General features: G+C 59.5%; 20 protein-coding genes and 1 pseudogene. 5 read left to right on the top strand and 16 right to left on the bottom strand.

Annotation, left to right across the window (positions count from 1 at the left end; all coding sequences use genetic code 11):
• Positions 1 to 3: 3 nt before the first annotated feature.
• The 9 genes and pseudogenes from ACZ89R_RS24535 to pcaR all read right to left on the bottom strand — a co-directional run bounded on the left by ACZ89R_RS24535 (position 4) and on the right by pcaR (position 8,596).
• Positions 4 to 1,368: a 3-carboxy-cis,cis-muconate cycloisomerase gene (locus ACZ89R_RS24535; protein WP_429547809.1), complete on the bottom strand. Its 1,365-nt coding sequence runs from the start codon at positions 1,366 to 1,368 to the stop codon at positions 4 to 6.
• A gap of 78 nt (positions 1,369 to 1,446) precedes the next feature.
• Positions 1,447 to 1,542, bottom strand: a pseudogene (locus ACZ89R_RS24530) (hypothetical protein); the annotation flags it as partial.
• Positions 1,543 to 1,669: 127 nt separating this feature from the next.
• Entirely contained in the window at positions 1,670 to 2,236 is a 567-nt protein-coding gene (pcaG, locus tag ACZ89R_RS24525) for a protocatechuate 3,4-dioxygenase subunit alpha (protein WP_429547810.1), read from the bottom strand.
• Position 2,237: 1 nt separating this feature from the next.
• Complete coding sequence (gene pcaH / locus ACZ89R_RS24520) at positions 2,238 to 2,942, bottom strand: protocatechuate 3,4-dioxygenase subunit beta (protein ID WP_063342711.1); 705 nt, start codon at positions 2,940 to 2,942, stop codon at positions 2,238 to 2,240.
• 51 nt (positions 2,943 to 2,993) lie between these two features.
• Positions 2,994 to 4,199: a 3-oxoadipyl-CoA thiolase gene (gene pcaF / locus ACZ89R_RS24515; protein ID WP_429547952.1), complete on the bottom strand. Its 1,206-nt coding sequence runs from the start codon at positions 4,197 to 4,199 to the stop codon at positions 2,994 to 2,996.
• On the bottom strand, positions 4,196 to 4,975 hold the full coding sequence (locus tag ACZ89R_RS24510) for a CoA-transferase subunit beta (RefSeq protein WP_008005876.1): 780 nt from the start codon (positions 4,973 to 4,975) through the stop codon (positions 4,196 to 4,198). Before ACZ89R_RS24510 ends, pcaF begins: the two co-directional genes overlap by 4 nt.
• Positions 4,975 to 5,832 (bottom strand): CoA transferase subunit A, encoded by an 858-nt coding sequence (locus tag ACZ89R_RS24505; protein ID WP_429547811.1) that lies wholly within the window; start codon positions 5,830 to 5,832, stop codon positions 4,975 to 4,977. Before ACZ89R_RS24505 ends, ACZ89R_RS24510 begins: the two co-directional genes overlap by 1 nt.
• A 287-nt stretch (positions 5,833 to 6,119) precedes the next feature.
• Positions 6,120 to 7,466: a 4-hydroxybenzoate transporter PcaK gene (pcaK, locus tag ACZ89R_RS24500; protein ID WP_429547812.1), complete on the bottom strand. Its 1,347-nt coding sequence runs from the start codon at positions 7,464 to 7,466 to the stop codon at positions 6,120 to 6,122.
• A 287-nt stretch (positions 7,467 to 7,753) separates the two neighbouring features.
• The gene (gene pcaR, locus ACZ89R_RS24495; protein WP_008074568.1) at positions 7,754 to 8,596 is read right to left on the bottom strand and encodes a pca regulon transcriptional regulator PcaR; all 843 of its coding nucleotides are present in this window, start codon (positions 8,594 to 8,596) and stop codon (positions 7,754 to 7,756) included.
• 665 nt (positions 8,597 to 9,261) lie between these two features.
• Here pcaR and ACZ89R_RS24490 point away from each other — a divergent pair.
• Both ACZ89R_RS24490 and ACZ89R_RS24485 read left to right on the top strand, forming a co-directional pair.
• The gene (locus tag ACZ89R_RS24490; RefSeq protein ID WP_007903846.1) at positions 9,262 to 9,462 is read left to right on the top strand and encodes a hypothetical protein; all 201 of its coding nucleotides are present in this window, start codon (positions 9,262 to 9,264) and stop codon (positions 9,460 to 9,462) included.
• Positions 9,463 to 9,839: 377 nt separating this feature from the next.
• Positions 9,840 to 11,315 carry an inorganic phosphate transporter gene (locus tag ACZ89R_RS24485; RefSeq protein WP_063342708.1) on the top strand — a complete coding sequence of 492 codons (1,476 nt, stop codon included), beginning with the start codon at positions 9,840 to 9,842 and terminating at the stop codon, positions 11,313 to 11,315.
• Between the two features lie 266 nt (positions 11,316 to 11,581).
• On the opposite strand, the gene ccoM is transcribed toward ACZ89R_RS24485, so the two are convergent.
• The 4 genes from ccoM to ACZ89R_RS24465 form a co-directional block, all read right to left on the bottom strand.
• Positions 11,582 to 11,698: a cytochrome c oxidase subunit CcoM gene (gene ccoM, locus ACZ89R_RS24480; protein ID WP_007906619.1), complete on the bottom strand. Its 117-nt coding sequence runs from the start codon at positions 11,696 to 11,698 to the stop codon at positions 11,582 to 11,584.
• A 144-nt stretch (positions 11,699 to 11,842) separates the two neighbouring features.
• Positions 11,843 to 12,004, bottom strand: coding sequence for a hypothetical protein (locus ACZ89R_RS24475; protein WP_007906621.1), 162 nt, complete (start codon positions 12,002 to 12,004; stop codon positions 11,843 to 11,845).
• Between the two features lie 104 nt (positions 12,005 to 12,108).
• Complete coding sequence (locus tag ACZ89R_RS24470) at positions 12,109 to 12,450, bottom strand: hypothetical protein (RefSeq protein ID WP_052966937.1); 342 nt, start codon at positions 12,448 to 12,450, stop codon at positions 12,109 to 12,111.
• A gap of 4 nt (positions 12,451 to 12,454) precedes the next feature.
• Positions 12,455 to 12,610 (bottom strand): hypothetical protein, encoded by a 156-nt coding sequence (locus tag ACZ89R_RS24465; RefSeq protein WP_429387270.1) that lies wholly within the window; start codon positions 12,608 to 12,610, stop codon positions 12,455 to 12,457.
• A gap of 69 nt (positions 12,611 to 12,679) precedes the next feature.
• Here ACZ89R_RS24465 and rapA point away from each other — a divergent pair, with 69 nt between their 5' ends.
• Positions 12,680 to 15,526, top strand: coding sequence for an RNA polymerase-associated protein RapA (gene rapA, locus ACZ89R_RS24460; protein WP_429544333.1), 2,847 nt, complete (start codon positions 12,680 to 12,682; stop codon positions 15,524 to 15,526).
• A 174-nt stretch (positions 15,527 to 15,700) separates the two neighbouring features.
• Here the strand turns inward: rapA and ACZ89R_RS24455 are convergent, their stop codons facing one another.
• Entirely contained in the window at positions 15,701 to 17,053 is a 1,353-nt protein-coding gene (locus ACZ89R_RS24455) for a spinster family MFS transporter (RefSeq protein WP_429544334.1), read from the bottom strand.
• Between the two features lie 288 nt (positions 17,054 to 17,341).
• Between ACZ89R_RS24455 and ACZ89R_RS24450 the strand changes: the two genes are divergently transcribed.
• Positions 17,342 to 19,624, top strand: coding sequence for a putative bifunctional diguanylate cyclase/phosphodiesterase (locus ACZ89R_RS24450; RefSeq protein WP_123499221.1), 2,283 nt, complete (start codon positions 17,342 to 17,344; stop codon positions 19,622 to 19,624).
• Here ACZ89R_RS24450 and ACZ89R_RS24445 read toward each other — a convergent pair.
• Positions 19,515 to 20,411 (bottom strand): NAD(P)-dependent oxidoreductase, encoded by an 897-nt coding sequence (locus ACZ89R_RS24445; RefSeq protein ID WP_123499223.1) that lies wholly within the window; start codon positions 20,409 to 20,411, stop codon positions 19,515 to 19,517. The two genes, ACZ89R_RS24450 and ACZ89R_RS24445, sit on opposite strands and share 110 nt — an antisense overlap.
• 197 nt (positions 20,412 to 20,608) lie before the next feature.
• On the opposite strand from ACZ89R_RS24445, the gene ACZ89R_RS24440 reads away from it, so the two are divergent.
• Positions 20,609 to 22,804, top strand: coding sequence for a hypothetical protein (locus tag ACZ89R_RS24440; protein WP_253553597.1), 2,196 nt, complete (start codon positions 20,609 to 20,611; stop codon positions 22,802 to 22,804).
• A 299-nt stretch (positions 22,805 to 23,103) separates the two neighbouring features.
• On the opposite strand, the gene ACZ89R_RS24435 is transcribed toward ACZ89R_RS24440, so the two are convergent.
• The gene (locus ACZ89R_RS24435; RefSeq protein WP_007906642.1) at positions 23,104 to 23,409 is read right to left on the bottom strand and encodes a DUF2288 domain-containing protein; all 306 of its coding nucleotides are present in this window, start codon (positions 23,407 to 23,409) and stop codon (positions 23,104 to 23,106) included.
• Positions 23,410 to 23,619 lie beyond the last annotated feature (210 nt).

Here is a 23,619-nt window from a genome sequence, read left to right as displayed (position 1 = left end):
CCTTCAAGCTATCAACGCAAAATGTTCAGCCACCGCTCGCTCGACCCAGGTATGGGCCTGACCGAGGTAATGGGCAGGGTCCAGCAGATGATCGAGTTCAGCGTCCGACAGTTCGGCAGTCACCTGCGGTTCGTCGCCGAGCACCGCGCGCAAATGACGTTGCTCGGCCACTGCGCGTTTGCAGCACTGCTCCAACAGATGGTGCGCAGTGTCGCGACCAACCCGTTGTGCCAGCACAATGCTCACGGCTTCGGCCAGCACCAGGCCCTGGGTCAGGTCGAGGTTGCGTGTCATGCGGTCGGCCTCCACTTCCAGTCCGTCGGCCACCAACAGCGCTTGCTGCAGGCTGCCTGACACCAAACAGCAAATCTCCGGCAGGGTTTCCCATTCGGCATGCCACAGGCCCAGGCTGCGTTCGTGCTCCTGCGGCATCGCGCTGAACAAGGTCGAGAGCAAACCCGGCACCCGCGTCGCCGCACCGATCAGCACCGCCGCGCCCACCGGGTTGCGTTTGTGCGGCATGGTCGAAGAACCGCCCTTGCCCGGCGCCGACGGTTCAAACACTTCGCCGGCCTCGGTCTGCATCAACAGGCTGATGTCACGACCGAGTTTGCCGAGGCTGCCAGCGATCAGTCCGAGCACCGCGCCAAACTCCACCAGACGATCACGCTGGGTGTGCCACGGTTGTTCCGGCAAGGTCAGTTGCAGGTCTGCGGCCAAGGCTTCGGCAATCGGCATCGCCTGCTCGCCGAGGGCCGCGAGGGTGCCGGAGGCACCACCGAATTGCAGCACCAACAGGCGCGGTTTGAGTTCCCGCAGACGCTGACGGCTGCGCGTCACCGCCCCCAGCCAACCGGCGATTTTCATGCCGAGGGTGACCGGCGTCGCATGCTGCAGCCAAGTGCGTCCGGCCATTGGCGTGGCGACGTAACGCCAAGCCTGGGTCGCGAGGGTTTCCCCCAAGTGCGCCAGATCAGCTTCGATCAATTCCAGCGCGCGGCGCAGTTGCAGCACCAGGCCGGTGTCCATTACATCCTGGCTGGTCGCGCCCAGATGCACGTAACGCTCGGCTTCGGCATCGTTCTTCGCGATCTGTTTGCCCAACGCCTTGACCAGCGGAATCGCCGAATTGCCCGCCGTGGCAATCGCCTCACCCAACGCGGCGAAGTCGTAATGTTCGGCCCGACATGCCGCTTCGATAGACGCGATAGCCGTTTGCGGAATCAGCCCAACCCGCGCCTCGGCCCGAGCCAGTGCCGCTTCGAAATCAAGCATGGCCTGAACCCGGCCCTGATCGCAGAACACCTCACGCATGTCGCGTGCCGTGAAGTAGGCATCGAACAATTGATTGCCCGGTCGCTGGTTCATAAACAGTCCTTGCAGGCGTGGGGCCGGTCAGGCCGACGCGTAAAGATCAAAGGTCGTGGTGCAAATACTTCGCCTGTTCCCCACGGCGTTAAGGCTCAGCGCTACATATTCCGCCGAACCGCCGAAGATTGCATTGGCCACCTCATATGCCAGGCCGATGCCGAGGATGCGCAAACGCAATCTCTTGTGGCGAGGGAGCTTGCTCCCGCTGGCTTGCGAAGCAAGCCCAAATCCAACCGTTTTTACGACTGCTTCGCAGCCGAGCGGGAGCAAGCTCCCTCGCCACAAGAGCAACAATCACTCAATAATCGAAGAACACCGTCTCGGCATCCGTCCCCTGCAGAACCACATTCCACTGATAAACACCCGCAGCATCCCGCTTCGCCAGCAAGGTAGCGCGGCGTTCGGCTGGCACGCACTCCAGCAACGGGTCCGCCACGTTGGCCGGTTCGCCATCAAAGTAAATCCGCGTCAGCAAGTGCTTTACCAACCCGCGAGCAAACACCAGTACCACCAAATGCGGCGCCTGGGTCGTGCCCTTCAGGCCTTCCACGGTGCCCGGTTTGATCGTGGTAAATCGAAAGCGCCCTTCTGCATCCACCGGCACCCGGCCAAACCCTTCGAAGTTCGGGTCCAGGGGTTTGTCCTGATCGTCTTCGGGGTGGTCGTACTTGCCGGCGGCATTGGCCTGCCAGACTTCGAGCATGGCGTCGTTGACGAAGTCGCCATTGCCATCGACGACTTGCCCGGTGATCGCCACGCGCTCGCCGAGGGTTTGTGCAACGGTCAGGTCTTCACGGTTCAGCCAGGTCAGGCCGATGTGGTAATACGGCCCGACGGTGTGGGACGTGGTCGCGTTCAGCGTCATCTTATTTCTCCATCGGCGTGGCTTCGCGGCCGCGCAAGACGATGTCCCAGCGATAACCGAGGGCGTAGGAAGGGATGGTTTTTTCCAGGTCGAAACGGGCGATCAGGCGCTCTTTGGCACTCGTATCAGGCACGCAGTTATAGATCGGGTCGTAAGCCAGCAACGGGTCGCCCGGGAAATACATCTGGGTCACCAGACGCGTCAGGATGCTCGGTCCAAACAGTGAGAAATGGATGTGCGCCGGGCGCCAGGCGTTGTGATGGTTACCCCACGGATAGGCGCCAGGCTTGATGGTCTGGAACTGATACCAGCCATCGGCGTCAGTCACGGTGCGGCCGGTGCCAGTGAAGTTCGGGTCCAGCGGCGCGTCGTGCAGGTCGCGCGCATGGTTGTAGCGACCGGCGGCGTTGGCCTGCCAGATCTCCACCAGAATGCCTGGCACCGGCAGACCGTTTTCATCCAGCACGCGGCCGTGAATTATGATGCGCTCGCCGAGCGGTTCGCCCTCGTGCTGCGCGGTCAGGTCGTTGTCCTGCTCCTGGATGCGCTCGGCGCCGATGGTCGGCCCGGTGATTTCCGACAGCGAATGAGGCAAAAACACCAACGGTTTGGAGGGCGAGCGAAGGTTGGTGGATTGATAAGGAGGGTGCAGGTATTCCGGCTGAGTGCCCGCCTGCGGGCGACGGTAACCAGGCTTGTCAGTCATTACGCTTTCCTCAATTCTTATTAGTCGACGCTTTATTCACAGCCAAGCGTGTCAGACCCGTTCGATCGCCAAGGCCAGACCCTGGCCGACACCGACGCACATGGTCGCCAGAGCTTTTTTGCCACCGGTTTTTTCCAGCTGATGCAGCGCGGTCAGCACCAGACGCGCGCCGCTCATGCCCAGCGGATGGCCCAAGGCAATGGCGCCACCGTTCGGGTTGACCTGGGCGGCGTCATCCGCCAGCCCCAGTTCACGCAACACCGCCAAGCCTTGGCTGGCGAACGCTTCGTTGAGCTCGATCACGTCGAAATCGCTGACCGCCAGGCCCAGGCGCTCAGTCAATTTACGCACCGCCGGCACCGGGCCAATGCCCATCACCCTGGGTGCGACACCGGCACTCGACATGCCCAGCACCTTGGCGCGAGCAGTCAGGCCATGTTTCTTCACCGCGTCGCCGGAGGCCAGAATCAACGCCGCCGCACCATCGTTCACCCCGGAGGCATTGCCAGCGGTGACGGTTTTGTCCGGGCCATTGACCGGTTTGAGTTTGGCCAGGGTTTCCAGTGTCGTGTCAGCACGGGGATGCTCATCCTGCGTGACCACGCTTTCACCCTTCTTGTGGGCAATGCGCACTTCGACGATTTCTTCAGCGAAAAATCCTGCGGCTTGCGCGGCGGCCGTGCGTTGCTGACTGCGCAGGGCGAACGCATCCTGATCGGCGCGGGAAATCCGGTAATCGTCGGCCACGTTATCGGCGGTCTGCGGCATCGCATCCACACCGTATTGGGCTTTCATCAACGGATTGATGAAACGCCAGCCAATGGTGGTGTCTTCCAGTTTCATGTTGCGCGAGAACGCCGCATCGGCCTTGGCCATCACGAACGGTGCGCGAGACATCGACTCGACGCCGCCGGCAATCGCCAGCTCCATCTCGCCGCTGGCGATGGCCCGAAACGCCGTACCGATCGCATCCATGCCCGAAGCGCACAGGCGATTGAGGGTGACCCCGGGAATGGTTTCCGGCAGGCCCGCCAACAACAACGCCATGCGTGCCACGTTGCGGTTGTCTTCGCCGGCCTGGTTGGCGCAACCGAGGAACACCTCGTCCACCGCGCTCCAGTCCACCGAGGGGTTGCGCGCCATCAGTGCCTTGATCGGCACGGCGGCCAGATCATCGGCGCGAACCGTCGACAGGCCGCCGCCGAAACGGCCGATGGGGGTGCGAATGGCATCGCAGATATAAACGTCACGCATCAGGCTTCTCCGGGTGCTTGGCCGTGGGCGGCAGCGGTGCGGGCTTCCAGATCGCGCAGCGCCGTCAACTCGACATCGGTTGGCTCGGCGGTGTTTTCCACCTGATCGGCAAAACGAATCGCCCAGCCGGTGGCGGCAATCACTTGCTCGCGGGTCACGCCTGGGTGCAGCGCGGTCACCACGAATTCATGAGTATCCGCTTCGGGTTCCATGATGCACAGGTCGGTAATAATGCCGACAGGACCGGCGCCCGGCAGGCCGAGACGCTTGCGTGAATCACCGCCCTCGCCATGGCCGACCGAGGTGATGAAGTCAAGCTTGTCGACAAAGGAGCGCGCCGACTGCTTGAGGATGATCAGTACGCTTTTGGCGGAACCGGCGATCTCCGGCGCGCCACCGGCACCTGGCAGGCGAACTTTCGGCTGATGGTAGTCACCCACCACCGTGGTGTTGATGTTACCGAAACGGTCGACTTGCGCAGCACCGAGGAAACCGACATCGATACGTCCGCCCTGCAACCAGTAGCGAAAAATCTCACCGGTCGGGACGACAGTGTCGGCAGTTTCCGCCAGTTCACCGTCACCGATCGACAACGGCAGTACGCTGGGCTTGGCACCAATCGGACCCGATTCATAGATCAGGACGACATCTGGCGAGGAAGTCAGACGTGCCAGGTTGGCGGCTTTCGACGGCAGGCCGATGCCGACGAAGCATACCGAACCGTTTTTCAGACGGCGGGCGGCGGCGACGGTCATCATTTCATTGGTGGTGTAAGTCATTACTTGGCCTCCGAAGCAGCGGCCAGCTTGGCCTGGAACTCACTGAAGTCAGCGCAACCGTGGATGTACTCGTTGATCCACGCGGTGAAGGTTTCACGGTCGCGGGCAATCGGGTCCCAGGCTTGATAGAAGCGGTTGTCGCGTTCGGTGTAACCGTGGGCGTAGGACGGATGCGCGCCCCCCGGTACATGGCAGACCGCGCTCAAGGCCCAGGTCGGCAGCACGCAAGCGTTCATCGGTGCGTTGAGGTCGTCGACGATTTCTTCAACAGTGACGATGCAGCGCTTGGCGGCCAGCGCCGCTTCTTTCTGCACGCCGAGAATGCCCCAGAGCAGCACGTTGCCTTTGCGATCGGCTTTTTGCGCGTGAATCACGGTGATGTCCGGGCGCACCGACGGCACCGCCGCCAGCACTTCGCCGGTGAACGGGCATGTAACGGTTTTAATCAACGGATTGACCTTTGGCAGGTCGGAGCCAGCGTAGGCGCGCAGCACCGCGAACGGTAAGCCCGAAGCGCCCGCGACGTAGGCATTGGCCAGGTCGGCGTGGCTGTGCTCTTCGATTTCCAGCGCATGCGGCCACTGCCTTTCGACCGCGTCACGCAGACGGTGCAGCGAGCCCACACCTGGGTTACCGCCCCAGGAGAAAATCAGCTTGCGAGCACAACCGGCACCGATCAGCTGGTCGTAGATCAAGTCGGGCGTCATCCGCACTAGGGTCAGATCTTTCTTGCCCTGACGGATGATTTCGTGACCCGCCGCCGTAGGAATCAGGTGAGTAAAGCCTTCGAGCGCGACGGTATCGCCATTGTTGACGAACTGCTTTATCGCGTCATGCAGCGAAAGGATTTCAGCCATGGGGCAGGCTCCCGTTTTCTTATGAACCGACAGTGGTAGAAAAAGGCGCGAGGTTCGGCGCCGGAATGACTGAAGGTTAAGCCCCTGAAAAACGCTAAACAATCCGATAATCGACTGAGTGTTCGTTTATCGAACAGATTGTTGTCTCGCTACCGATCCCTACAAGCTTCGCGGGCAAGCCTCGCTCCTACGGGATGCGCGAGATATCCGCGACCATACATATCCGTAGGAGCGAGGCTTGCCCGCGAAGAGGCCATCAGACTCGCTGAAGAATCTGAAACTTGCCCTCAGGTTGCATCCGCATGGCTGACCATGCCCTTGATCACCACCGCCGTGGTCGCCAACGCGGCCGGAATCACCAGCGCCGTCAGCACCTGTTCGAAGTTCCAGCCCAGGCCCAGCAACGTTGCGCCCATCCACGCACCGAGGATCGCGCCGAAGCGGCCAATCCCGAGCATCCACGACACACCGGTTGCCCGCCCTTGAGTCGGGTAAAACCGCGCCGCCAGCGACGGCATCGCCGATTGCGCGCCGTTGACACACATCCCGGCCACCAGCACCAGGGTCGCCAGCAATGTGATGCTGCCCAGGCTCTGCCCTACCGCGTAGGCAAATACCCCGGCGAATAAGTAGAAAATGCCGATGACCTTGTGCGGATTGAACCGGTCCATCGCCCAGCCCACACCCACTGCGCTCAACACCCCACCGAACTGGAACAGCGCACCAATAAACGCCGCCTGCTCCATGCTCGCGCCGCTGTCGCGCATCAGTGTCGGCAACCAACTGGTCAGCAGGTAAACGATCACCAGGCCCATGAAGTACGTCAGCCACAGCAACAACGTGCCAGTGCTGTAAGTCCCGGAGAAGATCACCGCAAACACATTGCGCGCCTTCACGGTTTTCTGTTCCGGCACGCTGAAGCTCGAAGCCTGAGCCACCACCGCCGGGTCGATCGGCGCCAAGGCCTTGCGCACTTTGTCCGTGCCACGATTGCGCACCACCAGGTAACGCGCCGATTCCGGCAACCAGAACAGCAAGACGACAGCGAGGATCAACGGCAGAATCCCGCCGATCATCAACAGACTGTGCCAGCCGAAGGCCGGGATCAGTTTGGCCGAGATGAACCCGCCCCCGGCCATGCCAAGGTTGAAGCCGCAGAACATGCTGGTCACCAGCAGGGATTTTTTGCGCTCCGGGGTGTATTCGGACAGCAGCGTGGTGGCGTTCGGCATACCGGCGCCCAGGCCCAGACCGGTGAGGAATCGCAGTACCAGCAGTTGATCAACATTGGTGCTATAGGCCGACGCCAGGCTGAAAGCGCCGAACACCAACACCGCGCCCACCAGTACGACTTTTCGCCCGAAGCGGTCAGCCAATGGGCCGGAACCCAAAGCGCCGAAGACCATCCCGATCAACGCCGCACTCATCACCGGGCCGAGACTGGCGCGATCGATGCCCCAGTCCTGGGACAGTGCCGGCGCGATAAACCCCATGGCCGCGGTGTCGAGGCCATCGAGGAAAACAATCAGGAAACATAAAATCACCACCCGCCATTGATAGCGCGAAATGGGTTGAGTGTTGATGAAGGACTGTACGTCGAGGCAGTTTCCTACAGCAGACTGAGGCTGGTTCATTATTTTTATTCCACGCAAAGAACGCAGTCGAACAGGTGCCAGCCGGGGCTGACGCTATGACAAGAAAGGAGGTCGGAATCAGGCAATCCGGTTTCGGCAGCTAAACCGATGGGGACAGCGACAGTCGGGTAACGTGCGCATGACGATGCCTCTTCTCATTATTATTGGGGCGTGATCCGGCGGCTGACTGAAGCCCCGTAGTACCGGATGACGCTGCCGCGACATTAATGATCCAAGGGAAAGAGCGTCAATTCGATAAACGCGACTCTGTGCGTTTATCGAACAGCTTAGGCAAAGAGTTGCGCGCTCAGGTCACGACTGGCACTTAGCAGGCCTGGCAAGAAACGTTGCTCCAACTCGTTGCGACTGACCCGGCCGGCGTGGGTGCTGACGTTTAAGGCCGCCACCACTTGGCCAGAAGCGTCGTACACCGGCACGGCAATTGAGCGCAGGCCCTGCTCCAATTCCTGATCAACGATGCACCAGCCTTGCTGCCGTACCTCTTGCAGGCATTCGAGCAACGCCTCGGGGGTATGCAACGTGCGACTGGTCTTGGCTTGCAGCTCTGCATGGTCGAGGTATTCGCGCAGTGACGTGTCGTCCAGCGCGGCGAGAAGAATCCTGCCCATGGACGTGCAATAGGCCGGCAATCGCCCGCCCACCGAAAGGTCGACGGAAATCAGCCGCTGGGTGGTCGCCGAGCGTGCAATGTACAAAATGTCATCGCCCTCCAGCGTGGCCATGTTGCAGGCCTCATGCAGTTGCTCGCTCATGCGGTCCAGATACGGCTGGGCAGAAACCGCCAATGGCGTCGACGACAAATAGGCATGGCCCAGGGTCAGTACTTTGGGCAACAGCGAATAGGTGCGTCCGTCGGTGGTGGCGTAGCCAAGCTTGATCAGGGTATGCAGGCAACGTCGCACAGCGGCGCGGGGAATTTCCGTGCGATGGCTGATCTGCGCAATGGTCAGGTGCCGCTTGCGCTCCTGGAACGCTTGCACCACCGCCAAGCCACGGGCCAGGGAGGTCATGAAATCCGGGTCACCGGTCAGCGCCTGGATTCGCTTGGCGGGCGAGGCAACGATCGGCGGTGCCACTGAAGCGAAGGAATTGCGCATTTGATCGTTCATATCGGTTGTTTCCCACACGGTCAGCGACTATTACAAGCGGCTCCCGGTCTGACACACAAGCCACCGGCCACCAAGATTGGGCGATTATCGAACCATAGGCCGATAATCGCAATCAGCGGTTGCTTATAGTGAGCCCTACTGCTTTCATCCCCCTGCAATATGCTTGTTATTTTCGGTCACGCTTTAAAGAAGCACCGGTGTACTAATTCGTTCGGCTTAATGGCGCCAGAAAGTCACCGCTGTAACTGGCATCACGGCACCGTAGTTACCGGTAAAAGTTTGCGAGTAACAAAACAATCACACACGAGGAACTACTTTTAACTCTCAAGAGATAGTGTTCTTCGGATCGACCGCTATAATGCATCTCAGTGGCGACCGGTTTTTTACCTGCCGATTTCGCCAACCGGCAGCGCAATATCCATTGCCGCTGTCCGCAGCAAGCGCCTGACGCTCATTTCATATGCTCCGCCAACGCGCTCGCTGAAACAGGAGACTGATGCTACGTCAGCTGTTTTTCTCTGGTGCCGTGGCCGCCTGCAACAAGGACGAATTGATTGCTCCGAGGGAACGATGCCGTGTCAGGCATTGTCCCTTCAACGAGCGTGGTCAATAAATCGATGCAGCGCGTTTCACCAGAATTAATCTCAACTCAATCAGGTAGCACTGTGACGAAAGACGAACTGCGCGCGGAACTTGAGCGCCAGGAACAACGTTACAAGGAAGTTTACGGCGGGGAAGTCACCACCTACGCCGCTCAGCCCGAACCCGAACGCAAACCCTGGCGTAAACGCGCCACCGTTCAGGATCAGGCCTTCTCCCAGGAATTGCAGAAGATGGAAAAGGAACTCAAAGCCGAAGAGCCATGACTGCCTCGGTTTGAATTCTTTCAAGAGCCTGCATCTACACCTGTTAAAAGCGGGCTGTATCGATGATGCTTTTCGCGCCCGCTACAAGCGGGCGGCGGTCCCCTCATCCATTGGATGAGGTAAATGGCTCCTGTCCGACCTTCTTCTCAGATATTTCATACACGCGTTCAAGCCTCTCGCCCTGTCGGGAGAAACCCTTGTGGCTACGGCCTTTGCAAGTAAATTCAATAACTTGTAAAACCCCGAAAAAACCTGGGGCCTGGGGGATTGCCACAAAATAATTCGTTGAAGAATGTAACCGATGAGCAGCTAGTGCATCGATTACCCATCTTTTCTGGCATAATCGCGCCCCCTTACGACCGGGTCAGAAAACCTTCATGATCGATTTATTCAGCGGACTGGATGCTTGGGTGCTTGTGAGCCTCTTGCTCGCCCTGGCCTTTGTCCTCGCCTTCGAGTTCATCAACGGCTTTCATGACACCGCAAACGCGGTGGCCACTGTTATCTACACCAAAGCCATGCCGCCTCATCTGGCGGTGTTCTTTTCCGGTGTGTTCAACTTCCTCGGCGTGCTGCTGGGCGGTGTGGGCGTGGCGTATGCCATCGTCCATTTGCTGCCGGTAGAACTGCTGATCAATGTGAACACCGGTCACGGACTGGCCATGGTGTTCTCGTTGCTCGCTGCCGCCATCACCTGGAACCTGGGCACCTGGTACTTCGGTATCCCCGCCTCCAGCTCTCATACGCTGATCGGTTCGATCCTCGGTGTCGGCCTGGCCAACGCCCTGATCAACGATATTCCGTTGGCCGATGGCGTGAACTGGCAGAAAGCGATTGATATCGGTGCCTCCCTGGTGTTCTCGCCAATGGCCGGTTTCCTGATCGCAGCCCTGGTGCTGATCAGTCTTAAATGGTGGCGTCCGCTGTCCAAGATGCACAAGACACCGGAACAGCGCCGCAAGATCGACGACAAAAAACACCCGCCATTCTGGAACCGTCTGGTGCTGGTGATTTCGGCGATGGCTGTCAGCTTCGTACACGGCTCGAACGATGGCCAGAAAGGTATCGGCCTGATCATGCTGGTGCTGATCGGCATCGTGCCGGCGCAGTTCGTTCTCGACCTGAACAGCACCACCTACCAGATCGAACGTACTCGCGATGCGACCCTGCACCTGAGCCAGTTCTACGAGCGCAACCGCGAATCCCTGGGTGAGTTCCTGGCACTGGGCAAAAGCGTGAAAGGCGATCTGCCGGAGAAATTCCGTTGCAACCCGCAACAGACCGAACCGACCATTTCAGCGCTGCTTGGCACCCTTAAAGGTGTAGCCGACTACCATTCGTTGCCGTCGGAAAGCCGCATCGAAGTACGTCGCTACCTGCTCTGCCTGGACGACACCGCGAAGAAAGTCGCCAAGCTGCCAGGCCTCGCTGCCCGTGAAAAGGCTGACCTGGACAAACTGCGCAAGGACCTGACCACCACCACCGAATATGCCCCGTTCTGGGTGATTCTGGCGGTCGCACTGGCCCTCGGCCTGGGTACCATGGTCGGTTGGAAACGCGTGGTCCTGACCATCGGCGAGAAAATCGGCAAGCAAGGCATGACCTATGCCCAAGGCATGTCAGCGCAGATCACCACAGCGTGCATGATCGGCGCGGCGAACATCTTCAGCCTGCCGGTTTCCACCACCCACGTCCTGTCTTCAGGCGTAGCCGGTACCATGGTCGCGAACAAAAGCGGCCTGCAAGGCGGCACCGTCAGGACCATCCTGCTGGCCTGGGTCCTGACCCTGCCAGCCACCGTGGCCCTGTCGGCCGGCCTGTTCTGGCTAGCGTCGAAAGCACTGGGTAGCTGATACGCAGTGGCACAAAAAAGGCGCGTTCCGTGAGGTTCGCGCCTTTTTTATTGCTGCAATCCTCGACACCACCGATCAACTGTGGGAACGAGCCTGTTCGCGATAGCGGCTAATCAGGCGACATTTTCATCGCGCCGGACACTGTCATCGCGAGCAGGCTCGCTCCCACAGTTGGTCTGTGTATTCCGATAGAAAACTGCGCACAAAAAAAAAGGGCGACCGAAGTCGCCCAAAATGCCTTGCGTGCTCATTGCTCCAGAAAGACCCTACGGTTTTTTCCGCTTATGCGAATCCTTCCAGATAAAAAATCCAAACCCTGCAAAAAACAGAACCATGAGGCCGACAGTCAGCACTCCGGCGATCACCACGTTGTCAAAAAACATGACTGGCCTCCTGCACTTGCCCTGTTGCGATGGGGCTAAGTTAACCAATTGGGCAGGAGAGAAAATTGACCGGGATCAATGCCGCCCTATACGGGCGTAAAAGGAAGGGAAATAACTGACCTGCATCAACCGATGCAGGGTGTTTCAACGCTTTTTCGGTTTGTTCTTCGGCTTTTTCTTCGCTTTGCCCAACGGCATCGCCTGCTCGAACGCCTGGCGTACTTCATTCAGGCGCTTTTCATTAAGGTCATGAACCCGCTTGGCGCGTTCGGTGTTGAGGTCGATCAGCTTGTCATCTTGGCTCATGGCGTTCAGTGCATCGCTTGGAAATGAATTCAACTGCCGGTAAAGGCGACAGGATTACGCCAATAATGCGGTCTGGCGCGGGCGCTGACCAGTGATCCGGCACTTCAGATCTCGATATCGACCCACAACCCCTGACGCGGCTGATCCTCCATCAACGGCACCACCGGTACGGTGTTGTCGGCATTGAGCTCATTGCCGGGAATCGCCAGGTGCTCTTCAGGATCTTCATCGGCCTCACGACGGCGGCGCTCGCGCTCCTGTTGCCGACGCTGTTCCTCGCGCAGCTGCAGGCCTGCCTCTTCCGGATCGCGTTTTTGCAGGTCGATGGTGCTTTCGTTGGAGCTTTCCTGCACCGGCACCACAGGCGGAATATCCGGGCGCTGGCGAATCGGATCCTGCTGTGACGTGATCGGTACGGCGCTCAAGGGGAGCATCGGTGGCAGCATATTGTTAGTCTCCTGTCAGCAGGCTGTCGGCTGCGGGAATGGCGACTTGAGCCATCGGTCGCAAACTTGTGACCCGCCTGGCACCGTAGGAGCTGGTGCAGCCTGCGATCTTTTGATCTTCATCTCCCGAAAAGTTCGCATCCTCCATCAGCGCGCGCATGTAATCCTTTGGTCCTGAAGGCTCATTCCGTTAAGATAGCCCGCTTTTTCAGGGTGGGAGTCAGGCAGCATGGCGCAGCAGTATCAACCGGGGCAACGCTGGATCAGTGACAGCGAAGCCGAGCTGGGTTTGGGCACCGTTCTGGCACAGGACGGCCGCTTGTTGACCGTGCTCTATCCGGCCACTGGCGAGACTCGCCAGTACGCGCTACGGAATGCGCCCCTCACCCGCGTGCGGTTTTCGCCGGGTGACAGCATCACTCACTTCGAAGGCTGGAAGCTGACCGTCCAGGAGGTCGACGACGTCGATGGCCTGCTGGTCTACCACGGCCTCAACGCGCAGAACGAAGTGGTCACCCTGCCGGAAACCCAGCTATCGAACTTCATTCAGTTCCGTCTGGCCAGCGACCGTCTGTTCGCCGGACAGATCGATCCGCTGGCCTGGTTCTCCCTGCGATACAACACCCTGGAACACACCAGCCGCCAATTGCAATCCTCGCTCTGGGGCCTGGGCGGCGTGCGTGCGCAACCGATCGCGCACCAGTTGCACATTGCCCGTGAAGTCGCCGACCGCATCGCGCCGCGGGTTCTGCTGGCAGACGAAGTGGGCCTGGGCAAGACCATCGAGGCCGGTCTGGTGATCCATCGCCAACTGCTTTCGGGCCGCGCCAGTCGCGTATTGATCCTGGTGCCGGAAAACCTCCAGCACCAGTGGCTGGTGGAGATGCGCCGCCGCTTCAACCTGCAAGTCGCGCTGTTCGATGAAGAACGCTTCATCGAAAGCGATGCCGCCAACCCGTTCGAAGATACCCAGCTTGCACTGGTTGCACTCGAATGGCTGGTAGATGACGAGAAGGCCCAGGACGCGTTGTTCGCGGCCGGCTGGGATTTGCTGGTGGTCGACGAAGCGCACCACCTGGTGTGGCACGAAGATCAGGTCAGCCCTCAGTATTCGCTGGTGGAGCAACTCGCCGAAGTCATTCCCGGCGTCTTGCTGCTGACCGCGACTCCGGAACAACTGGGTCAGGACAGTCACTTCGCGCGTCTGCGCCTGCTCGACCCGAACCGTTTCCATGACCTGCACGCCTTCCGCGCCGAGAGCGAAAACTATCGCCCGGTGGCCGAAGCCGTTCAGGAGCTGCTGGACAAAGGGCGTCTGTCACCTGAAGCGCACAAGACTATCCACGGTTTCCTCGGCAACGAAGGCGAAGCCCTGCTGGCTGCCGTCAATGATGGCGACACCGAAGCCAGCGCCCGTCTGGTCCGCGAACTGCTGGACCGACATGGCACCGGCCGCGTGCTGTTCCGTAATACCCGCGCCGCCGTGCAGGGTTTCCCGGAGCGCAAACTGCACCCGTACCCGCTGCCGTGCCCGGCCGAATACCTCGAACTGCCATTGGGCGATCACGCCGAGCTGTACCCGGAAGTCAGCTTCCAGGCCCAGCCGGACGCCAACGAAGAAGAGCGCTGGTGGAAATTTGACCCGCGTGTCGAGTGGCTGATCGACACCCTGAAAATGCTCAAGCGCACCAAAGTGCTGGTGATCTGCGCCCACGCCGAAACCGCCATGGACCTGGAAGACGCCCTGCGCGTGCGTTCCGGCATTCCGGCCACGGTCTTCCACGAAGGCATGAACATCCTCGAGCGCGACCGCGCCGCCGCCTACTTCGCCGACGAAGAATTTGGTGCTCAGGTGCTGATCTGCTCGGAAATCGGCAGTGAAGGTCGCAACTTCCAGTTCTCGCACCATTTGGTGCTGTTCGATCTGCCGTCGCACCCGGACCTGCTGGAGCAGCGTATCGGTCGTCTCGACCGGATCGGTCAGAAGCACATCATCGAGCTGCACGTGCCGTACCTGGAAACCAGCCCGCAAGAGCGGCTGTACCAGTGGTACCACGAAGCGCTGAACGCGTTCCTCAACACCTGCCCGACCGGCAACGCCTTGCAGCATCAGTTCGGCCCGCGCCTGCTGCCGCTGCTGGAAAACGCCGACGATGGCGAGTGGCAGGCGCTGATCGACGAAGCCCGCGCCGAACGTGAGCGTCTGGAAGCCGAACTGCACACCGGTCGCGACCGCTTGCTGGAACTCAACTCCGGCGGCGCTGGCGAAGGTGATGCGCTGGTCAAGGACATCCTCGAACAAGACGATCAGTTCGCCCTGCCGATCTACATGGAAACCCTGTTTGACGCCTTTGGCATCGACAGTGAAGACCATTCGGAAAACGCGCTGATCCTCAAGCCAAGCGAAAAAATGCTCGACGCCAGCTTCCCGCTGGGCGACGACGAAGGCGTGACCATCACCTACGACCGCAACCAGGCGCTGTCTCGCGAAGACATGCAGTTCATCACCTGGGAACACCCGATGGTTCAAGGCGGCATGGACCTGGTTCTGTCCGGCTCGATGGGCAACACCGCCGTGGCGCTGATCAAGAACAAGGCGCTGAAACCGGGCACCGTGTTGCTGGAACTGCTCTACGTCAGCGAAGTGGTTGCCCCGCGTTCGCTGCAGTTGGGCCGTTACCTGCCGCCGGCCGCCCTGCGTTGCCTGCTCGACGCCAACGGCAACGACCTGTCGACCCGGGTGTCGTTCGAAACCCTGAACGATCAACTGGAAAGCGTACCCCGCGCCAGCGCCAACAAGTTCATCCAGGCCCAGCGCGACCAGCTGACGCCACGGATCAACGCCGGCGAAGAGAAAATCACCCCGCGTCACGCCGAACGCGTGGCCGAGGCGCAACGTCGTCTGGCGGCGGATACCGACGAAGAACTGGCACGCCTGACCGCGTTGCAAGCGGTCAACCCGACCGTGCGTGACAGCGAACTGGTTGCCCTGCGCAAACAGCGCGAGCAAGGCCTGGCCATGCTCGACAAAGCGGCGCTGCGACTGGAAGCGATTCGGGTGTTGGTGGCGGGTTAATCCCCCTACTCCGCCGCTGAAACCAGAAGGCCCGCAGCGATGCGGGCCTTTTTGCTTTCTGAAGATCTGTGGTGAAACAACCGCCGCCAAGATCGCAGCCTTCGGCAGCTCCTACAGGGTCCCGCTGATCACGATGCCCCTGTAGGAGCTGCCGAAGGCTGCGATCTTTTGATCTTAAACCGCGGGCGCCGCTGCAATTCCAGGCTCAACCACCGCCACCAACCCCTCCTTCATCCGCTTGGCATCCCTTACAAAACACCGCGAGGCCAAAAACAGAAACACCATGGTAAAGAACAACGCCACCGGGATCAGGTACATCGCGTCATGCAGGCCGACCGCCTTGAACGCTTCAGTCATCTGCTCGGCGCCGGCCGACAGCATGGCCGTTTGCGCAAAGTGATCCGACAATCCGCCGACCACCACCGGCCCCAATCCGCCGCCCAGCAAATACAGACCGGCAAAGAACAACGCCATGGCCGTGGCCCGCAGGCGCGGTTCGACCACGTCCTGAATCGCCGTGTACACGCAGGTATAGAAGTTGTAAGCAAACAACCAACCCAGGCTGAACACCGCGACAAACACCCCGATCTCGATGCGTCCGGCGTGCAGGGCCCAAGCGGTACACACGGTCGAAATGATCAGGCTGAACGCCGCGAACAGCAGCCGCCCATTGGCCACGCGTTGGTGAATCTTGTCGGCGATCCAGCCGCCGAGCGTCAGGCCGAACAGCCCGGTCACCCCGACGATCACCCCGGTCGCCACTGCTGCCTCCTGCAATGGCATCAGGAAATATCGCTGCAACATCGGCACCAGAAACGAGTTGCAGGCGTAAGTCGCGAAGTTGAAACACAGCCCCGCCATGACCAGCCACAGGAAAGTCGGCACCGCCAGCACTCGACGGATCGGCCGGTCCACGCGTTCCTGAGACACTTGCACGCTTTCCGCCGCGCCGCGTTTCGGCTCTTTGATGAAGAACATGAACACCGCCAGGATCAACCCCGGCACCGCCGCGATAAAGAACGGCGCGCGCCAGCTGTCGAACGTCTTGACCATCCAGCCGATGGTGAAGAACGCCAGCAGTAACCCCAGCGGAAGACCCAGCATGAAAATGCCCATGGCCCGAGCCCGACGATGAGCCGGGAACAAATCGCCGATCAGCGAGTTGGCGGCCGGCGCGTAACTGGCTTCACCGATGCCGATGCCCATGCGCACGATCAGGAAACTCCAGAAACTGCCCACCAGCCCGTTGACCGCAGTCAGCCCGCTCCATGTTGCCAGGCCCCAGCCCATCAACTTGCTGCGCGAACCGGTATCCGCCAATCGCCCAAGGGGCAGGCCGGCAATGGCGTAAACGATGGTGAAAGCGGTGCCGATGATCCCCAGTTGAAAGTCGCTGAGGTGCCATTCCATGCGGATCGGCTCGATGATGATGGCCGGGATGGTGCGATCGAAGAAGTTGAACAGGTTGGCCAGGAACAGCAGGAACAGAATGCGCCAGGCATTCGCCGCTTGGGTCGAGTTCTGCATGGGTCCGTCTCTTTTATTGTTATTGGGGCTTCACTGCCAACGCATTCGAGCCCGGAACCGTCAATCTAGTCAGGCGGACCCGCGCTGTCTGTAATTATTCGTAATGCTGATACCCGTCCATGACAGCCAATGCGAGCCATGAAACAATTTATTTCCAATCGTTCTAAACGCCATTCCAAAAACATTGGCATTACTGTGCCATCACCTCTTGCGCTCCTTGCAAGGCCTCTATACTGCAAGCATTCGCCAGCGTACATGGCGCAGGATGATTCAGAGATGGGGCATGCTATGGAGTGGCTTGGTTTGCATTTCATGACCGGGCTGCCAGAGAGCGGACAGGTCATACTCGATTGCACCCATAACCCGTTTTTGGTGTTGCTGGCCTATCTAGTGGCTTGCGCGACCGGTTTCGCCACGCTGGGCATGACCGAGCGAGTCGGCCATGTGGAAAAACCTGCCTCCCAACGACTCTGGCGCTGGGTCGGTGCCGGGTGCTTGGCAGGTGGTATCTGGGCCATGCATTTCATCAGCATGCTGGCGTTCCAGGCGCCGATCGAAATCCATTACCACTTGCCCACTACCCTGCTCTCGCTGTTGTTCGCCCTGACCGCCTCGTGGCTGGCCATGCACACCCTCAGTCATCCTCAGCTGAATTTCTGGCAATACCTGCGGGCCGCAGTGTGGATCGGCCTGGGCATCGCAACCATGCATTACGTGGGCATGGCCGCCCTGCGATCGAATGCGATGGCCTACTACCAACCCGTACTGTTCGTGCTTTCCATTGTGATCGCCATCGGTGCCAGCCTGGCCGCCCTGCTGATTTCCAGTCACCTGCGCGATGGTGCCGGCGTGTTTCATCAATTGCTCAAATACACCGCCAGCCTGGTGCTCGGAGCCGGCATCGTGAGCATGCATTTCACCGGCATGGCGGCGTTCAGCCTGGTGCTGCCCGTTGGCAGCCTTGAGCCCCTGCCCAGCGACAACAATCACCTGCAACTGGGGCTGACGGTAGCGGTAATGACGCTGCTGATCATCGGCAGCGGCATCAGCGCTGCATGGGCGGACAAGAAACTGCAACATAAAGAGCATGACCTGCAACGGGTCAACGCCCTGCTCAGTCAATTGGATCAGGCACGCATGTCGCTGCAACAGGTGGCGCATTACGACCCCTTGACCAACCTGATCAACCGACGAGGCTTCAACCAGATCTTCGCCGAGAAACTCATCGAGAAAACCAATGAAGGCGGCATGCTGGCGGTGATGTTCCTCGACATCGACCATTTCAAGCGGATCAATGACAGCCTCGGCCATGACGCCGGTGACGAATTGCTCAAAGTCCTGGCCGGCCACATCAAGGCTGCAGTGCGCAGCCATGAAGACGTGGTGGCGCGCTTCGGAGGCGACGAATTCTGCATCCTGATCACCCTGTATGACCGTGAAGAAGCGCGGCAAATGGCCCAGCGCATCATGCTGAAAATGAAGGAGCCCATCGAGTTGTCCGGACGGCGCATGGTCATGACCACCAGCATCGGCATCAGCCTGTTTCCGGAAGATGGCAAGACCTGTGAAGAACTGCTGAAAAACGCTGACCTGGCGCTGTATCAGTCCAAGGATTGCGGTCGTAACGCCCTGCATTTTTTCAGTGCAAACCTGAAAACCCGCGCCACCCTGGAGTTGCAACTCGAAGAGGAACTGCGTCACGCCCTGCGCGAAAACACCGGGTTGATGCTGCATTACCAACCGATCTATGACCTGAGAACCGGCCAGGTCACCAAACTTGAAGCGCTGATTCGCTGGCAACATCCGGTTCACGGCTTGCTCACGCCGGATCGATTCATCGCCATTGCCGAAGCCAACGGCCTGATTGCCGAGCTGGACAACTGGGTGCTGCGCAAGGCCTGCGAGGACTTGGGCGAGCTGTCCCGGCACGATTGCGAAGAACTCAAAATCGCGGTGAATTGCTCGCCCCTGAACCTGGCGCGAGAAGAACTGGCCAATGAAATCGAACACGCCCTGCACGCCTTCGGGGTGGCACCACACCGGCTGGAACTGGAAGTCACCGAGAATGCGCTGATGGGCAATATCAGCAACACCCTGGTGTTGCTGCGCCAGATTCGCGCTCTCGGGGTCTCGTTGTCGATCGATGACTTCGGCACCGGCTATTCATCCCTGGCCTACCTCAGGCGCCTGCCATTAAACACGTTGAAGATCGACCGCTCGTTCATTCAAGACATCCCCAAGGCCACCCAGGACATGGAAATCGTCCAGGCCATTATCGTCATGGCTCATACCCTGCATTTGCAGGTCGTCACCGAAGGCGTCGAAACCTTCGAACAGTACGACTTTCTCGAACGCCACGGCTGCGACTTCGTTCAGGGCTACCTGCTCAGCCGTCCGGTGCCGCTGGCTGAGTTGCGTCCGGTGCTGGCCGAAATCAATCAGCGCAAGCACGTGCACACCTTCAATCCTTTGAGTCTGGCGCGCGGTACAACTGCACTAACGTCGACGGATCCTTTTTCAGGAACCCCTGCCCCCCATGGAGGCGCATCAGTTGTGCGGCCAATCCGCTGATCGGTGTGGCCGAACCCTGTTCGCGGGAAAATTTCACGGCGGTGTCCAGATCCTTGAGCAGCGTGCGTACGTGCCACTTCACCGGTTCGAAACGGCTGTCAGCCATTTGCGGCGCAAGAATCTGCAGCGGTTTTGAATCGGCGAAGCCACCGGCGAGCGCCTCGGCGATCACGCGGGCGTCGACCCCGGAACGCTCGGCCAAGGCCACCACTTCGGCAATCACCAAGGCATTGCACGCCACGATCATCTGATTGCAGGCCTTGGTCACCTGCCCCGCACCGACGGCGCCCATGTGGGTCACGCGCTGGCCAAGGGTCAACAACACCGGCCGCACGCGCTCAAGGTCTGCCGCCTCGCCGCCGACCATGATCGCCAGGCTGCCGGCCTCGGCGCCGACCACCCCGCCGGAGACCGGCGCATCGAGCCAACTCATACCGGTTTTACTGGCCAATGAGTTCGCCATTTCCCGCGTCGCGGTGGGTTCCAGGCTGGAAAAATCCACCAGTAGCTGGCCGCTTTTCGCCCCCTCGGCAACGCCTGCCGCGCCAAACACCACCTCACGTACAACAGCTGTGTCGGCCAAGCACAGCATCACCAGGCCCGCGTGTTGGCACAGTTCGGCCGGTGTCGCCACTTGCCGCGCGCCGGCCTCCACCAGCGCTGCGCACTTGTCGGGGTTGCGGTTCCACACCGTCAGCGGATAACCCGCCGCCAACAGACGTCGGCACATTGGCAAGCCCATCAAACCGATTCCGGCAAACCCCAGCGCTGGCAACGTTGCCATCATTTAGCCTCCCTTTGATTAAAGATCATCGAATATTGGCCGATTCATCATGATTAAGGAAAGGATTCCCCCGAGCGACGCACAGGCCAAGGCCCTGACGCTTGGGCCACATTCGCGCTGCAAAAAGACGCGAGATCTCATTCCGTGATGACTCGATGACACTTGTCGCCGAGCCGACCAGTCCAGGTATATGGCGCACAATGACTTCTAAAAATAATCCGGCCACCGCGGTATCCGACCTGACCCTGAGCCCCGCGGCGAACAGCCCCTCATCGTCGAAGCCATTGACCCCGTCGCGTCCGCTGGCGACTCAGCAATACCTGTACTTCACCGAAACCAATACCGACCGCATCCTCGACAACCTCGACGGCCTGCGCGACATGGTGTTCCCGCGCCCGCCCCATCTGGAAGGCGACAACGAACAACACAGCGATCAGGAATTCCCTTCGGTGTGCCTGATCGGCCTGGGCCGCTGTGGTTCGAACATCGCACTGGACGTCGCGGAGCTGGTGTACAACGCCCGCAAGTTCTACCTCAACGAATTCAACAACGAAGACCGTCTGTCGCCAGACAAACGCTACGCCGAAAAGGGCTACAGCCCGGCGCAGTGGATTCGCAACAACCTGCGCCTGGGGCCGAACAAGGCCAGCAAACCGGTGTTTCTGGTCGAGCCGCTGGTGATGCTCGGCGACCTGGACAAGGACATCGCCGGTCGCATCCGTTTCTCGCGCAAGGGCGAAAAAAGCGGCTTTTTGCGCGACTACAGCAAAATGAAAATCATGGACTTGTCGGAAGTCCACGCCGGTGGCGCCGGTAACGCGCCGATCCTCGGCCAATACCTGGCCAAGATCATCCTGAACAAGGATACCCAGCGGTTCTCCAGCCCTGACTGGAAGATGATTCACTCGTACCTGATCGACAGCTGCGGGATCAAGGCTAACCAGTCGCGCCTGTATTTCTCGATCTTCAGTGCCGGCGGCGGTACCGGTTCGGGCATGGCCTCGGAGTTCGGCCTGGCCCAGCAGCACTCGTACATGAACAAGACATTCGACACCAAGCCGATGGACGAGCACGACAGCAAGAGCGGTCATTCCTTCGTCTTCGAACCGATCTTCACCAGCGGCATTTGCGTACTGCCCAATATTTCCGATCACCGCAGCGAAATGTCCGAGGCGCTGCACATCAACGCCGGTCGCCTGTTGTGCAAATACCTGTCGGAAGAGTGGGACTTCTCCTACAACTTCGCCAACGAAGACAGCAGCGAAGCCAGCGTCATGGGCCGTATCCGCCCATGGAACGCGATGATGCTGATCTCCAACGACATCATGCGTTACGCCGAAGAAAGCGATGACGGCAACATCCAGAACATTGATGTCAATGCCATGGAAAAGCACGCCAACCAGTACATCTCACAGCAGATCTTCAACATTCTGACCGCGCAGGCGGTGACCACCGACTACGACCAGAACTATTTCCGTCGCGCCGGCATCGACATCGGCGAAACCATTCGCCTGGACGCCAACGACCTGTTCATGAGCCTGGCCGGCCCCGTGGCGATTGCCTACGCCGAGTCCGTCGTACCGGAAACCCCGCCGCCGAGCAGCGACAAGTTCAAGGTGTTCGAAAAAGAGCCGCAACGCCTGAACATCGACGACCTGTTCTTCCGCTCGATCGACCTGCCGCACTTCAACAAGGTCACGCAGGCAATCGAAGGCATCAGCCTGTTGCCGATCGAGTCCAAGCGCTATCGCGCCTCGCTTGAGCAGTACAAGAATTCGGGCTATGACGCGGCCGCGTTGCACGACCTGCACTTCTTCAAGAATTGTTCGTCAGTGGTGTCGATTGTGTCCTTGCCCAAGGACTACAAGCTGTCCTACATGGACCTGAACCGGCTGAAGACCCACCTCAACAGCTTGTTCCCCAACACCACGCTCAAGCGTTATGCGCTGGTAATCGGCGCCTCGGCCAACTTGTCGCTGACCACCCTCATCGCCAAGAGCCCGTGCCTGTCGGACGACTTTTTGACCCTGATCGTGGCCTTCATCAAGCGCTGCTTCGCGAAAAACCCGTATCGCTTCGACGAGACGCTGGACAACTCGATCCTGGACTTCATCATCAACGAAGACTTCGACGAAGACCGGATCGATGAACTGCTCAACGAATTCGAAAACCCGGCGAAAATCCTCGATACCAACTGGTACGCGATCAAACCGATGTACGAGAAAAAGTACCGTGAGCTGATCAACGACAAGGACAAGTTTGTCTCGATCAATGACATTCGTTTGTCTCGGGATTGCGTGAAGAAGTCGATCAAGTATTTGCGCGAGATTTACCGTCACCGGATTGGCAAGACCAAGGTTATTTCGCTGAATAACCATACCGGCAAGACGGCTTGAGCTAAGCCCGAAAAGATCGCAGCCTTCGGCAGCTCCTACGGGCTGCGGTTCACATGACATCGCAGCGCGCCTTTGTAGGAGCTGCCGAAGGCTGCGATCTTTTGATCTGATCCTGATCTTTTTTCCAACATCCAGAAACAATTAAGCAGTCCATCGGCTGCTCAATAAACTGTTCCCGTTACGTTTACGTCACCCTCGCCAAGACCCTTCTGTGGCCTTTCTCTACGGCAACATGCCATCACGCTACTCGGCTACACACTTTTAACCGGCAGTGCAGCGCACCAATTAAGTGCAAGCGTTCAGCTCGTCGCCCTTTCCTGGATCAGAATCCACGGTGAAACCACCACGGCCCACAGCTCGGGATCGCGCTCGAAAAGATCCAGCGCCCGCGTTTCAGACAGCTTGGCGACCTTGTCGGCGGCCAGCCAGGCAGCGACTTTCTCGCCTTCATCGGTTGCCACCGCTTCTGCCGCAGCGATCAAATCCAGGCCTGGATCGACCCACAATAGGGCACCCCTGGCAAAGAACGGCTCCAACTCTTTCCAGGTAATAGATGCGGTCTCACCAAGCAGCTTGGCATAGAGGGTGCTAGGTTCTTGAGTCATGGGTTTCTGTCCGCAAAGAAAATCGACGTGAATGATAACGTCGGTATTGCGCCAGAAAAACCCGGATGCAATTGCGTTACCGATTGAAAAACGCAGGAAAGCCAAGGAATGCTGCTGAATCAAGTATTAGCCAGCTAACATCCCGCCGTGATTCTGTCTTTTTCTTTCAATAAAGCGACACCCTCAGGTTTTGCCCCCCGGCGCTGCCTT

This window comes from Pseudomonas sp. TE3728, assembly GCF_056279145.1.
Note: the sequence above shows the minus strand (reverse complement) of the source record. Positions and strands in the feature narration are given on the sequence as shown.